The following is a 13462-nucleotide window of genomic DNA, read 5'->3' as shown; positions in this document are numbered from 1 at the left end:
CACGCTGTTGAGTTCTCAAGGAACGGACGCTTCCTTCGGACTGCCTTCCAGCAGACCCTCCGGGCTTCGTTCTTTCGTGTTTCAAGCTTATCAGACGCTTTCCGCTCCGTTTACCGGGGCTTTTAGCATCCGAAATCTGGTGTTAACCGCCACGTTGCGGCGACTCGACCAACCATAGCGGGTCGCCTGCCGCAGCGCGAATCGGGCGCACCCGGAGTCCTCCGGACGGCGGCATGATTTGTTGCTCTCGCGAGCATATACAGCAATGGCCTCGATTCGCCAAGATGCCTGTAGAGTGCGGCGCACCGGCCGAGAGGACTAGACCACTCGCGGGCTGGTGGGCCGCCGGCCGACAGGTAGGCGAGGGCGGGTCTTCGCCCGGGAATGTCAACAGATGTCCGCAGTTGACATGATTTAGGCTTCAGTTGATCGTCGTGCCGCTCCTCGCGGCCGCTAGCTGTACTGCGCACTTGGGAGGCACAACCATGACCACTGTGACGTCGCCGCTGACCGGCAAGATCGTGGGGCTCGCGGGCGTGCCCGACCCGGTGTTCTCCGGTGCGATGGTCGGCCCCGGCACCGCGATCGACCCGGTCCGCGAGCAGACCACGGCGGTCGCCCCGGTGGACGGCGTGGTCGTCTCCATGCACCCGCACGCGTTCGTCGTCGTGGACGCCGAGGGCCACGGTGTGCTGACCCACCTCGGGATCGACACCGTTCAGCTCAACGGCGAGGGCTTCGAGCTGCTCGTCAACAAGGGCGACACGGTGACCCGCGGTCAGGCCGTCATCAAGTGGGACCCGGCCGCCGTCGAGGCCGCGGGCAAGTCGCCGATCTCGCCGATCGTGGCGCTGGAGGCGGCCGCCGGCTCGCTCGTCGACCTGCGGGAGAACGGCGAGGCCAAGGCCGGCGAGCAGCTGTTCAGCTGGAGCTGACCCTCCCGACCACCGACACACACCCGCCCCGCAGGAAGTGACGGGGCGGCCCGGCACTCAGCGGTTCCCGGCGGGGCCGCTCCTCTCAGCGGAGACAGGTACATGGAGAAGACACTGCGCGGCGTGGGTGTCAGCCACGGGGTCGCGATCGGCCAGGTGCGGCACATGGGGACGGCGGTGCTGGAGCCCCCGGCCACCCAGATCCCGACCGAGGACGCCCCCCGCGAGCAGGCCCGCGCCCAGGCCGCCGTCGAGGCGGTCGCCGCCGACCTCATCGCGCGCGGCAACCTGGCCGGCGGCGAGGCGCAGGCCGTGCTGGAGGCCCAGGCGCTGATGGCGCAGGACCCGGAGCTGATGGCCGACGTCTCCCGCCGGATCGCCGTCGGCAGCAGTGCCGAGCGCGGCGTCTACGACGCGTTCGCGGCCTACCGGGCGCTGCTCGCCTCCGCCGGGGAGTACCTGGCCGGCCGGGTCGCCGACCTGGACGACGTGCGCAACCGGATCGTGGCCCGGCTGCTCGGCGTGCCGATGCCGGGTGTGCCGGACAGCGACGAGCCGTACGTGCTGTTCGCGCGGGACCTGGCGCCGGCCGACACCGCGCTGCTGGACCCGACGCTGGTGCTCGGCTTCGTGACCGAGGAGGGCGGGCCGACCAGCCACAGCGCCATCCTGGCGCGGGCGCTTGGTGTGCCGGCCGTCGTCGCGCTGCCCGGTGCGATCGAGGTCGCCGAGGGCACCGTCGTCGCGGTGGACGGCAGCTCGGGCGACGTGCTGCTGGAGCCGTCCCAGGAGAAGCAGGACGAGCTGCGGGCCGCCGCCGCCGCGCGCAAGGCCGCGCTGGCCGCCTCCTCCGGCCCGGGGCAGACCTCGGACGGGCACCGGGTGCCGCTGCTGGCCAACGTGGGCGGCCCGGCCGACGTGCCGGCCGCGCTGGAGAACGGCGCCGAGGGCGTCGGCCTGTTCCGCACCGAGTTCCTGTTCCTGGACGACTCGGCGAAGGCTCCCAGCGTGGAGAAGCAGGTCGAGGCGTACCGCAAGGTGCTGGAGGCCTTCCCGGAGGGCCGGGTCGTGGTCCGGGTGCTGGACGCGGGAGCGGACAAGCCGCTGGACTTCCTGACCCCGGCCGACGAGCCGAACCCGGCGCTGGGCGTGCGCGGTCTGCGCACCCTCCTCGAGCACCCCGAGGTGCTGCGGACCCAGCTCCAGGCGCTGGCCACGGCGGCCGAGGGCCTGCCGGTGCACCTTGAGGTGATGGCCCCGATGGTGGCCGACCGCAAGGACGCCAGGGACTTCGCGGCCGCGTGCCGGGAGGCCGGGCTGGACGCCAAGTTCGGCGCGATGGTGGAGATCCCCTCGGCCGCGCTGCGTGCCAGGTCGATCCTCCAGGAGGTCGAGTTCCTGTCCCTGGGGACCAACGACCTCGCGCAGTACGCCTTCGCGGCCGACCGTCAGGTCGGTGCGCTGGCCCGCCTCCAGGACCCGTGGCAGCCGGCCCTGCTGGACCTGATCGCCGCGTCGGCCGACGCCGCGCGGGCGACCGGCAAGAGCTGCGGCGTCTGCGGCGAGGCGGCCTCCGACCCGCTGCTGGCCGTGGTGCTGACCGGTCTGGGCGTCACCAGCCTGTCGATGGGTTCCGCCTCGATCCCCTACGTGCGGACCGCGCTCGCCAAGTACACGCTGGCGCAGTGCCGCCGGGCGGCCGAGGCGGCCCGGGCCGCGGACAGCGCCGAGGAGGCGCGCGCCGCGGCGCAGCAGGTGCTCTCCGGCGAGTAGGACCTCCACGCATGTGAAAGGGGCGTCCCCACCGTGACGGTGGGGACGCCCCTTTCGCATGCGCCGGGACCGGTCAGGCCTGGCGGTCGAGGCGGAGCTGCTCGAAGAAGCGCAGGTGCTCGATGCGGTCGACGGAGCCGGGGTTGACGGCCTGCTCAAGCGGGGTGCCGGAGAGGATGCGCTTGACCGGGACCTCGATCCGCTTGCCGGTGAGGGTGTGCGGGAGGCCGCGGACGGCGATGACCTCGTCGGGGACGTGGCGCGGGGAGAGTTCGGTGCGCAGCGAGGTGCGGATGCGGCCGATCACGTCCTCGTCGAGTTCCGCTCCGGGGGCGAGGACCACGAACAGCGGCATCCAGTAGCCGCCGTCGGGCTCCTCCAGGCCGATGACCAGGGACTCCGCGATCTCGGGGAGGCGCTCGACCACCTCGTAGATGTCCGAGGAGCCCATCCGGACGCCCTGGCGGTTGAGCGTGGAGTCGGAGCGGCCGTGGATGACGACGGTGCCCCGGGAGGTCACGGTGATCCAGTCGCCGTGGCGCCAGATGCCGGGGTACACGTCGAAGTAGCTGTCGTGGTACCGGGTGCCCTCGGGGTCGTTCCAGAAGCCGGTGGGCATGGAGGGGATGGGCTTGGTGACGACGAGTTCGCCGACGGTGTCGGTGTGCGGGTGGCCCTGGACGTCCCAGGACTCGACGGCGGCGCCGAGGCAGGGGGCCTGGATCTCGCCGACGTACACGGGCAGGGTGGGGACGCCGCCGACGAAGCAGGAGCAGACGTCGGTCCCGCCGCTGACGGAGGCGAGCCAGACGTCCTGCTTGACCTCGTCGTAGATCCAGCGGAAGCCGTCGGGCGGGAGCGGGGAGCCGGTGGTGCCGATGCAGCGGACGGCGGAGAGGTCGAGGTCGCGGCCGGGGTGGAGCTCGGCCTTGCGGCCGGCGATCACGTAGGCGGCGGAGGTGCCGAGGACGGTGGCGCCGGTGCGGGCGGCGACCGACCAGAGGGCGCCGGTGTCGGGGTGGCCCGGGCTGCCGTCGTAGGTGACGATCGTGGACCCGACGAGGAGGCCGGCCAGCAGGAAGTTCCACATCATCCAGCCGGTGGAGGTGTACCAGAGGAAGCGGTCCCGGGGGCCGAGGTCGAGGTGGAGGCCGGCCTGCTTCAGGTGTTCGAGCAGGATGCCGCCCTGGCTCTGGACGATGGCCTTGGGCAGGCCGGTGGTGCCGGAGGAGTAGAGGACCCAGAGCGGGTGGTCGAAGGGCACGGGCTCGAAGACCGGTTCCTCGTCGCCGGCGACGAGGTCGTCCCAGCTGAGGGCGCCCTCGGGGGCGGGGGCGCCGAGCAGCGGGACGTGGACGACGGTGTGCAGGCCGGGCAGCTCGCGGCGGAGCTCGGCGACGACGTCGGTGCGGTCGTGGTCCTTGCCGCCGTAGTGGTAGCCGTCGATGGCGAAGAGGACGGCGGGCTCCAGCTGCTGGAGGCGGTCGAGGACGCTGCGGGCGCCGAAGTCGGGGGCGCAGCTGGTCCAGATCGCGCCGACGGCGGCGGTGGCGAGCAGGGCCACGGCGGCCTGCGGGATGTTGGGCAGGTAGGCGCTGACCCGGTCGCCGGGGCCGATGCCGCGGGCGCGCAGGGCGGCGGCCAGCGAGCCGACCTGGCGGCGGAGTTCGGCCCAGGTGAGGACGACCGGCTGCTCGGTGGTCTCGTCGAGGTGGAGGATCGCGGGACGGTCGGCGTTGGCCCGGTCCTCGGCGGCGCGCAGGGCGTGCTCGGCGTAGTTGAGGCGGGCGCCGGGGAACCAGCGGGCGCCCGGCATGGCCTGGTCCGCGAGGACGGCTTCGGGGGCCTGGGTGAAGCGGACGTCGAACCACTCGGTGATCGCGGTCCAGAACCGGTCGAGGTCCTCGGTGGACCAGGCGTGCAGGTCCGCGTAGCGCTGGGCGGCCTGCTGGTCGTCGTCGGCCGGGGCGAGCGGGGCGGCCGGGGCGCCGTGGTGTTCGGCGGCCCAGGCCTGGAAGGCCACCAGGGTGGTGGCGGCGGCGCGAGCGGGGTTCGGGCGCCAGAGCGGCTGGTCCTGCGGTGGGGTGCTCACGGTGGTGGTCTCCCGGCCGGTGGTGAGGACGGGAGGCTCGTGGCAGACCCGTCCGGTTGGGCTGTCGGTGCAGACCATGCCATGTGATCGCGCGCCGCGCCAGGGTCGGCCGGTGGACGGACGGGAGGTCGGCGAGGGGCCGGCGGGAGGTCAGTGGGAGGTGAAGTCGCCGCCGAACCAGCGGCTCAGGACGCTGCGGTGGAAGTCCCAGACGAGCGGGGTGTCGGCGGTGGCGAGCAGCCAGCCGTCGGTCTCGTCGGTGGGGCGCGAGGGCGGCAGCTCGGCGAGCGGGCGGGCCGGGAGCATTCCGCAGAGCATGACGAAGCGGCCGCCGGGGTCGGAGGCGGTGTGGATCAGGGTGATCTCGGCCGGGTCGGCGATGATGCCGGTCTCCTCGTGCAGTTCCCGCACACAGGCCTGCTGCCAGCTCTCGCCGTAGTCCATGTAGCCGCCGGGGAAGGCGAGTTCGCCGTAGCCAGGCTCGATGGTGCGGCGGATGACGACCAGGGCGGGGTCGGCGTCGGGGCGGGTGACGGGCAGGACGGTGACCGCGACGGGCAGCGGGTTGCGGTAGCTGATCTCGGTGCAGCCGGGGCAGGTGCGGGGCCAGGCGCGTGTGCCGGGCGGGTAGGGCGTACCGCAGAAGTGGCAGTGGGAGAACGGCCGGTGGGCGATCCGGCTCGGTTCGTCGACGGTCGTGGCGTCGCCGGTGGTCGTCGCTTCGTCTGTGGTCATGGCCGGATGGTAGCCCGGCGGGTCGACGGCCCTGGTGCGGGCTGCGGAGGGTCAGGGGCTCCGGCGTCGTCGGCCGTGCCGTCCCGGGTGGGGCGCAGCAGCGCGGGATGGAGCTGACAGGCGTCGCCGGCGCGGTAGGTGCGGGCACGGGGGCCGCCACGGGCGCCGCCGCGTTCGGTGGTGGTGCCGGTGCTCTCGACGAAGCCGGGCACGGACAGCACCTTGCGGTGGAAGTTGCCGGGGTGGAGCTTCTCGTCCCAGACCGCCTCGTAGACGGCGCGGAGGTCGGGGATGGTGAAGTCGCCCGGCAGGAAGGCGGTGGCCAGCGGGCTGTACTCGAGTTTGGCGCGCACCCGGTCGAGGCCGTCGGCGAGGATGCGGGCGTGATCGAAGGCAAGCCTGAGCGGACCGGGGCCGGTGCGCCCGTCGACACCACCCCCGTGGGTGTCGGCGGGCGCACCGGCGGCTCGGGACCGGCCGCAGGGCCGGAGGTCCAGGTCGCGGACGGGGTGCCAGGCTGCGGCCGCGGCGTCCGTTCCGGCCCGGGGGTCGGGGAGGTCCGGTGCGAAGGCGAGGTAGGCGACGGAGACGACGTGCATCCGCGGGTCCCGCTCGGGGGCTCCGTAGGTGCCGAGCTGTTCGAGGTGGAGGCGGCTGAGCCCGGCCTCTGCCTCGGAGGTGCTCCGCAGGCCCGTCTCCTCGGCGAGTTCGCGGGCGGCGGCCTCGTCCAGGCCTTCCTCGCCGGCCCGCAGGAAGCCGCCGGGCAGCGCCCGGCAGCCCTGGTGGGGCGGGGCGCCGCGCTCGACGAGCAGGACGTGCAGGCTGCCGTGGCGCAGGGTCAGGGCGACCACGTCCACGGTGACGGCGACCGGTGCGTAGGCGCGCGGGTCGTACGCGGCGAGCCACTCGCGCTCGGCCTCCGGCCCGGTGGGGGGCGGTCGGTCGGCCGCTGCCATCACCGGGCTCCTCTCCGTGCTCGCCGTGTTCTCCGTGCCGCAGGGCCTGTCCTGCCGGTGTTGTCCTTCTCGGACTGAGCACAACGTAGCGACTGCTTTCCCCGGCGGCAAATGATTTTCCCGCTCGGCCCGGGCTCCCGCCTTCTAGGCTGTGACCAGGAACTCTGCCCGAGGAGACCGAGATGCCCACTGCTCCCCCGCCGGACTTCGCCGCGGCGCTGGCCGCCGGTCCGCTGGTGCTCGACGGAGGGATGTCGAACCAGTTGGCGGCGGCCGGGCACGACCTGTCGGACGCGCTGTGGTCGGCGCGGCTGCTGGCGGACGACCCGCAGGCGGTCGTGGCGGCGCACCGGGCGTACTTCGCGGCGGGCGCGGACGTCGCGATAACGGCGAGCTACCAGGCGAGCTTCGGGGGCTTCGCCCGGCGCGGGGTCGGCCGGGCACAGGCCGCCCGGCTGCTGGCGAGCGGTGTGGAGCTGGCCAGGGAGGCGGCACGGGCGGAGCCGGGCGGGCGGCGGCGCTGGGTGGCGGCCTCGGTGGGCCCGTACGGGGCGGTGCTCGCGGACGGTTCGGAGTACCGGGGCCGGTACGGGCTGAGCGCCGCGGAGCTGGCGGACTTCCACCGGCCGCGGCTGGAGGTGCTGGCGGCGGCCCGTCCCGACGTGCTGGCGCTGGAGACGGTGCCGGACGCGGACGAGGCGCGGGTGCTGCTGGAGCTGGTGCGCGGGCTGGGGGTGCCGGCCTGGCTGTCGTACAGCGTCGAGGGTGACCGGACCAGGGCCGGGCAGCCGCTGGCGGAGGCCTTCGCGCCGGCCGCCGACGTGGACGAGGTCGTCGCGGTGGGCGTCAACTGCTGTACGCCGAGGGACGCGGACCGGGCGGTGGCGGTGGCCGCCGAGGTGACCGGGAAGCCGGTGGTGGTCTACCCGAACAGCGGGGAGAGCTGGGACGCGGAGCGGCGCGGCTGGCGCGGCGGGCCGACCTTCCGCTCGGCCCGGGTGGGCGGCTGGCTCGCGGACGGGGCGCGGCTGGTGGGCGGCTGCTGCCGGGTCGGGACGGACGGGATCGCGGCGCTGGCGGCGGAGGTGGCGGTCCTGCGGGCGCAGCGGGCGGGGGCGGCGGGCTGACGCGGTCTGAACAGTGGCCCGAACGGCACGGACGCGGTACGGGCCGACTGGGTACGGACCGGCGCGGGACGGTCCGGTCCGTGAGGCCGCCCTCGGAGCACCGGAAGCGGAGCCGCAGGCCGACGGGCCTGCGGGTCAACGGGCCCGCAGGTTAACAAAGGGCTCAGCGCGGGTTACCGAGGGGGAAGGTGCACGGAGTCACGGCGGCCTGGCAGACTCGTCCCGTCACCACTGTGGTCGACATTGTCGACCGACTGCCAGCGCGGAGGTACTCATGCCCGGCCCGATCCAGTCGCTTTCCCGGGCCGCCGCGATCATGCGCCTGCTGGCCGGCGGCGAGCGCCGGCTGGGCCTGTCCGAGGTCGCGACGGCGCTGGACCTCGCCAAGGGCACCGCGCACGGCATCCTGCGCACCCTCCAGCAGGAGGGGTTCGTCGAGCAGGACCCGGAGAGCGGCAAGTACCAGCTGGGCGCCGAGCTGCTGCGACTGGGGCAGAGCTACCTGGACGTGCACGAGCTGCGGGCGCGGGCGCTGGTGTGGGCGGACGACCTGGCCAGGGCGGCCGGGGAGACGGTCTACCTGGGGGTGCTGCACCAGCAGGGCGTGCTGATCGTGCACCACGTGTTCCGGCCCGACGACACCCGGCAGGTGCTGGAGGTGGGCTCGATGCAGCCGCTGCACAGCACCGCGCTGGGCAAGGTGCTGGTGGCCTACGACCCGGTCGCCCGCGGGGAGTTGGGTGCCGGACCGTACGAGTCGTACACCGTACGGACGCTGACCGACGCGGCCGACGTGGACGCGGAGTGCGCGCTGATCCGCGAGCGCGGGTGGGCGGACTCGATCGAGGAGACCTGGGAGGGCGTGGCCTCGATCGGCGCGCTGATCCAGGACCGGCGGCGCAATCCGGTCGGCGCGGTGTGCATCAGCGGGGCGGTCGAGCGGGTCTGCGAGGACGGCTTCGTGAAGCCCTCGCTGGTGGCCTCGGTGCGCAGCGCGGCGCGGGCGATCTCCCGCGACCTGGGCGCCGGGCGGTTCTGAGCACAAGCACGGACGGCCCCCGGCGGGCCGTCGATTCGTCACGCTGAGGCGCGGACGGGCGGGAGGCCTGTCCGCGCCTCTGGCGTTTTGTCCCATTTCGCGAGGCTCCGCTCGGTAACGTCTTCGGACCGGTCTAGGCGAGGGTCACAGCTGCGTAACCCTGCCTTGACGCGGGGGCGACCTGGGGAGGAAGCTTCCGCATGACGGTCGACATTGTCGAACGATGGCCGGAGAGATCACTCCCACAGTGCGCTCACCCGCACAACGATCGACCGGTCGCCTGCCCCCACCCACCCTCCGGGCCATATGGACAAGGGAGTCTTTGTGTCCGCGTTCTCCAACGGCGACGTCTTCGTCGGCGAAACCCTCGGCACCGCCGCCCTGGTACTTCTCGGCGGTGGCGTCTGCGCCGCCGTGACCCTCAAGAAGTCGAAGGCCGTCAACGCCGGCTGGCTCGCGATCACCTTCGGCTGGGGATTCGCGGTCCTCATCGCCGCCTACATGTCGGCTCCGAAGTCCGGCGCCCACCTGAACCCGGCCGTCACCGTCGCGCTCGCGGTCAAGAGCGGCGAATGGGGCCAGGTGCCGCTCTACCTGGGCTCGCAGATGCTGGGTGCGATCATCGGCGCCGTGCTCGTCTGGGCCACCTACCTGGGCCAGTTCAACGCGAACGAGGAGCCCACCCTCGGCATCTTCTCGACCGGCCCCGAGATCCGGAACCCGATCCAGAACGTGATCACCGAGATCATCGGCACCTTCGTGCTCTGCTTCGCGATCCTCACCATAGGAACCAACTCCGGCCTCTCCCAGTCCGGCACCGGCACCCTGATGGTCGCCTTCACCGTCGTCGGCATCGGCCTCTCGCTGGGCGGCCCGACCGGCTACGCGATCAACCCGGCCCGCGACCTCGGCCCGCGCATCGCGCACACCCTGCTGCCGATCCCCAACAAGGGCGGCTCCGACTGGTCGTACGCCTGGATCCCGGTCGTCGGCCCGATCCTGGGCGGCCTCGCGGCCGGCGGCGTCTACAACGCCGTCTTCTAAAGGCCGGGTTCGAACCCCGCCGCACACGGGGACTGACCGAGCAACGCGCGTCAGGCCCACCCACCCCGTAACCCCCGAACCCGAGCCGAGGACCCTCCCCATGACCTCCACCGGTAACTACATCGCCGCGATCGACCAGGGCACCACCTCCAGCCGCTGCATCATCTTCGGCGCCGACGGCCGGATCGTCGCCGTCGACCAGCAGGAGCACCGGCAGATCTTCCCCCAGCCCGGCTACGTCGAGCACGACGCCGCCGAGATCTGGACCCGGGTGCAGTCGGTCGTCCGCGGCGCGCTGGAGAAGGCCGGCCTCACCAAGGACGACATCCGCGCGATCGGCATCACCAACCAGCGCGAGACCACCGTCCTGTGGGACCGGAACACCGGCGAGCCGGTGCACAACGCGCTGGTCTGGCAGGACACCCGCACCGAGGGACTCTGCCGCGAGCTGGGCCGCAACGTCGGCCAGGACCGCTTCCGCCGCGAGACCGGCCTCCCGCTGGCCAGCTACTTCGCCGGCCCGAAGATCCGCTGGCTGCTGGACAACGTCGAGGGCCTGCGCGAGCGCGCCGAGGCCGGCGACATCCTCTTCGGCACCATGGACACCTGGGTGATCTGGAACCTCACCGGCGGTGTCGACGGCGGCAAGCACGTCACGGACGTCACCAACGCCAGCCGCACCATGCTGATGAACCTGCACACCCTCCAGTGGGACGACAAGATCGCCGAGTCGATGGGCGTGCCGATGTCCGTCCTGCCGGAGATCCGCTCCTCCGCCGAGGTGTACGGCGAGGCCGTCGGCGACCTGGCCGGCGTCCCGGTCGCCTCCGCGCTCGGCGACCAGCAGGCCGCGCTGTTCGGCCAGACCTGCTTCGACGAGGGCGAGGCCAAGTCCACCTACGGCACCGGCACCTTCCTGCTGCTGAACACCGGCGAGAAGATCGTCAACTCGTACCACGGCCTGCTGACCACCGTCGGCTACCGGATCGGCGACCAGGCCCCGGTGTACGCGCTGGAGGGCTCGATCGCCGTCACCGGCTCGCTCGTCCAGTGGCTGCGGGACCAGCTCGGAATCATCTCGACGGCCGCCGAGATCGAGACCCTCGCCAACACCGTCGAGGACAACGGCGGCGCCTACTTCGTCCCGGCCTTCTCCGGCCTGTTCGCCCCGTACTGGCGCTCCGACGCCCGCGGTGTGATCGCCGGTCTGACCCGGTACGTCACCAAGGGCCACCTGGCCCGGGCCGTCCTGGAGGCCACCGCCTGGCAGACCCGCGAGGTCGTCGACGCCATGCAGAAGGACTCCGGGGTCGAGCTCACCGCCCTCAAGGTCGACGGCGGCATGACCAGCAACAACCTGCTCATGCAGAACATCGCCGACGTCCTGGACGCCCCGGTCGAGCGCCCGTACGTGGCCGAGACCACCGCCCTCGGCGCCGCCTACGCGGCCGGACTCGCCGTCGGCTTCTGGACCGACCTCGACACCCTGCGGGCCAACTGGCACCGCGCCGCCGAGTGGACCCCGCGCATGGACGAGGCCACCCGGGAGCGTGAGTACAAGAAGTGGCTCAAGGCCGTGGAGCGCACCATGGGCTGGGTGGAGGAGGAAGAGAACAACTGACCGACAAGCCGGTCGGGGCCCCGTGCCCCGGCCGGCCGCCCGCTGTTCCGGCAGCGGGTGTCACCGAGTTCCACCGGCCCGCCGCACCGGGCCGACCGGCCGCTCCCGCAGGGGCCGCACCGCACACGAGAGGAGTAACGGCGCCGCCCGACCCGCGCGCCGTACACAACCACCATGGCAACCATCCCGACCCTGGGTGCCGAGCGCACCGCCGGCCACACCGCCTCCCGCGCCGAGACCCGCGAACTGCTCGGCAAGGCCACCTACGACCTGCTGGTGATCGGGGGCGGCATCCTCGGCACGGCCGTCGCCTGGACCGCGTCCCAGGCCGGCCTGAAGGTCGCCATGGTCGACGCCGGCGACTTCGCCGGCGCCACCTCCAGCGCCTCCTCCAAGCTCGTCCACGGCGGTCTGCGCTACCTGCAGACCGGTGCGGTCAAGCTGGTCGCCGAGAACCACAAGGAGCGCCGCGCGCTCTCCACCGACGTCGCCCCGCACCTGGTCAACCCGCTGACCTTCTTCGTGCCGGTCTACAAGGGCGGCCCGCACGGCGCGGCCAAGCTCGGCGCCGGCGTCTTCCTGTACTCGGCGCTGTCCGCCTTCCGTGACGGCATGGGCCGGGTCTCCACCGCCGCGCACGCCGCCCAGCAGGTGCCCGCGCTGCGCACCGAGGGCCTGCGCTCGGTTGCCGTCTACGGCGACCACCAGATGAACGACTCGCGCGTCGCCGTGATGACCGTGCGCGCCGCGGTCGACGCCGGCGCCGTGGTGCTCAACCACGCCGAGGTCACCGGCCTGCGCTTCACCGGCGGCCGGGTCACCGGTGCCGACCTGCGCGACCGCCTCGACGGCAGCGAGTTCGGCATCGACGCCCGCCTGGTGCTGAACGCCACCGGCCCGTGGGTGGACCACCTGCGCACGATGGAGGACGCCGGCGCCGCGCCGTCGATCCGCCTCTCCAAGGGCGCGCACGTGGTCGTCAAGCGCCGCTCGCCGTGGCGCGCCGCGCTGACCATCCCGATCGACAAGTACCGCGTCTCCTTCGCCATCCCGTGGGAGGACCACGTCCTGCTCGGCACCACCGACGAGGAGTACACCGGCGACCCGAAGGACGTCCGGGCCACCGAGGCCGACATCGACCAGATCATGGGCGAGGCCGCGCACGCGATCCGCGACGAGCACCTCGACCGCGACCTGGTCACCTACTCCTTCGCCGGCCTGCGGGTGCTGCCGGGCGGCCCGGGCGACACCGCCGCCGCCAAGCGCGAGACGGTCGTCACCGAGGGCCGCGGCGGCATGCTGTCGGTCTCCGGCGGCAAGTGGACCACCTACCGGCACATCGGCCGCGCCGTGCTGGAGAAGCTGGCCCACGTGCCCGGCACCAGCCTCGGCGAGGACATGTCCCCGATCGCCCCGACCGTCCCGCTGCCCGGCGTCGGCGCGCCGAACGCGGTGGCGCACCGCCTGCTGATCGACCGCGAGCCGGGCTCGCGGATGGAGCCGCTGGTGGCCAAGCACCTGGCCAGCCACTACGGCACCCTGTCCTTCGAGATCGCCCGCATGATCGACGAGAACCCGGAGCTCGGCCGGCCGATCCACGAGGACGGCCCGGACGTCTGGGCACAGGTCGCGTACGCGGCGGACAACGAGTGGGCGTACACCGCGGACGACGTGCTGCGCCGCCGCACCACGATGACCGTGCGCGGGCTGGCCACGCCGGAGATCGAGGCCGAGGTCGAGGCCTTCCTCGCGAAGCGCGGAACCAAGTAAGCGCAGCCTCGCGAAGCGCGGAACCAAGTAAGCGCAGCCTCGCGAAGCGCGGAACCAAGTAAGCGCAGCCTCGCGAAGCGCGGAACCAAGTAGGCACAGCCTCGCGAAGCGCGAGTAGCAGGTCGGACCGCGAACGGAGGGCGGGCGCCCGGGGTCTCCCCCCGGGCGCCCGCCCTCCGTTCGCGTTCTGGGGCGGCCCTGCCCGGTTGTCGGACCGGTCCGACCTCGGTCTCGGCCATCTGCCCGGGGCGGCGCCCCGCGGGCGGGCCCCGGCCGTGGGTCCCGACCCGCACGGGACGAGCCGCCGACCCGGCCTGCCCGTCGGGCCCGTACGGGTTCGGGGAACGCCGAGGGGAACGCCGAGGGGCGG

10 protein-coding genes are annotated in these 13462 nt (G+C 73.1%); 7 read left to right on the top strand and 3 right to left on the bottom strand.

Annotated elements, in window-relative coordinates:
• The first annotated feature begins 485 nt into the window (after positions 1–485).
• Entirely contained in the window at positions 486–935 is a 450-nt protein-coding gene (locus ACIQOW_RS37960) for a PTS glucose transporter subunit IIA (RefSeq protein WP_188297005.1), read from the top strand.
• A 102-nt stretch (positions 936–1037) separates the two neighbouring features.
• Positions 1038–2708 carry a phosphoenolpyruvate--protein phosphotransferase gene (ptsP, locus tag ACIQOW_RS37955; protein WP_401092387.1) on the top strand — a complete coding sequence of 557 codons (1671 nt, stop codon included), beginning with the start codon at positions 1038–1040 and terminating at the stop codon, positions 2706–2708.
• A gap of 73 nt (positions 2709–2781) precedes the next feature.
• Here ptsP and ACIQOW_RS37950 read toward each other — a convergent pair whose 3' ends face one another.
• The 3 genes from ACIQOW_RS37950 to ACIQOW_RS37940 all read right to left on the bottom strand — a co-directional run bounded on the left by ACIQOW_RS37950 (position 2782) and on the right by ACIQOW_RS37940 (position 6491).
• Positions 2782–4878 carry an acetoacetate--CoA ligase gene (locus ACIQOW_RS37950; RefSeq protein WP_401092386.1) on the bottom strand — a complete coding sequence of 699 codons (2097 nt, stop codon included), beginning with the start codon at positions 4876–4878 and terminating at the stop codon, positions 2782–2784.
• Between the two features lie 72 nt (positions 4879–4950).
• A complete protein-coding gene (locus ACIQOW_RS37945; RefSeq protein ID WP_401092385.1) occupies positions 4951–5535 on the bottom strand; it encodes an NUDIX domain-containing protein in 585 nt (194 codons plus the stop codon).
• On the bottom strand, positions 5532–6491 hold the full coding sequence (locus ACIQOW_RS37940) for an NUDIX domain-containing protein (RefSeq protein ID WP_401092384.1): 960 nt from the start codon (positions 6489–6491) through the stop codon (positions 5532–5534). The genes ACIQOW_RS37945 and ACIQOW_RS37940 overlap by 4 nt, the downstream gene beginning before the upstream one ends.
• 182 nt (positions 6492–6673) lie before the next feature.
• Between ACIQOW_RS37940 and mmuM the strand changes: the two genes are divergently transcribed.
• The 5 genes from mmuM (at position 6674) to ACIQOW_RS37915 (ending at position 13092) form a co-directional block, all read left to right on the top strand.
• Positions 6674–7618, top strand: coding sequence for a homocysteine S-methyltransferase (mmuM, locus tag ACIQOW_RS37935; protein WP_401092383.1), 945 nt, complete (start codon positions 6674–6676; stop codon positions 7616–7618).
• A gap of 274 nt (positions 7619–7892) precedes the next feature.
• Positions 7893–8657: an IclR family transcriptional regulator gene (locus tag ACIQOW_RS37930; RefSeq protein WP_188296999.1), complete on the top strand. Its 765-nt coding sequence runs from the start codon at positions 7893–7895 to the stop codon at positions 8655–8657.
• Positions 8658–8981: 324 nt separating this feature from the next.
• Positions 8982–9701: an MIP/aquaporin family protein gene (locus ACIQOW_RS37925; protein WP_401092382.1), complete on the top strand. Its 720-nt coding sequence runs from the start codon at positions 8982–8984 to the stop codon at positions 9699–9701.
• 100 nt (positions 9702–9801) lie between these two features.
• Complete coding sequence (gene glpK / locus ACIQOW_RS37920; RefSeq protein ID WP_188296997.1) at positions 9802–11322, top strand: glycerol kinase GlpK; 1521 nt, start codon at positions 9802–9804, stop codon at positions 11320–11322.
• Between the two features lie 174 nt (positions 11323–11496).
• Positions 11497–13092, top strand: a complete 1596-nt coding sequence (locus tag ACIQOW_RS37915) for an FAD-dependent oxidoreductase (RefSeq protein ID WP_401092381.1) — start codon at positions 11497–11499, stop codon at positions 13090–13092.
• The last annotated feature ends 370 nt before the right edge of the window (positions 13093–13462 follow it).

The sequence above is a fragment of the Kitasatospora sp. NPDC091335 genome (assembly GCF_044757205.1).
Lineage (GTDB): Bacteria > Actinomycetota > Actinomycetes > Streptomycetales > Streptomycetaceae > Kitasatospora.
Note: the sequence above shows the minus strand (reverse complement) of the source record. Positions and strands in the feature narration are given on the sequence as shown.

Bases quoted from the DNA above. Each gene is read 5' to 3' on its own strand.
- ACIQOW_RS37960 (WP_188297005.1), top strand. From the start codon at position 486: ATGACCACTGTGACGTCGCCGCTGACCGGCAAGATCGTGGGGCTCGCG.
- ptsP (WP_401092387.1), top strand. From the start codon at position 1,038: ATGGAGAAGACACTGCGCGGCGTGGGTGTCAGCCACGGGGTCGCGATC.
- ACIQOW_RS37950 (WP_401092386.1), bottom strand. From the start codon at position 4,878: ATGGTCTGCACCGACAGCCCAACCGGACGGGTCTGCCACGAGCCTCCC.
- ACIQOW_RS37945 (WP_401092385.1), bottom strand. From the start codon at position 5,535: ATGACCACAGACGAAGCGACGACCACCGGCGACGCCACGACCGTCGAC.
- ACIQOW_RS37940 (WP_401092384.1), bottom strand. From the start codon at position 6,491: ATGGCAGCGGCCGACCGACCGCCCCCCACCGGGCCGGAGGCCGAGCGC.
- mmuM (WP_401092383.1), top strand. From the start codon at position 6,674: ATGCCCACTGCTCCCCCGCCGGACTTCGCCGCGGCGCTGGCCGCCGGT.
- ACIQOW_RS37930 (WP_188296999.1), top strand. From the start codon at position 7,893: ATGCCCGGCCCGATCCAGTCGCTTTCCCGGGCCGCCGCGATCATGCGC.
- glpK (WP_188296997.1), top strand. From the start codon at position 9,802: ATGACCTCCACCGGTAACTACATCGCCGCGATCGACCAGGGCACCACC.
- ACIQOW_RS37915 (WP_401092381.1), top strand. From the start codon at position 11,497: ATGGCAACCATCCCGACCCTGGGTGCCGAGCGCACCGCCGGCCACACC.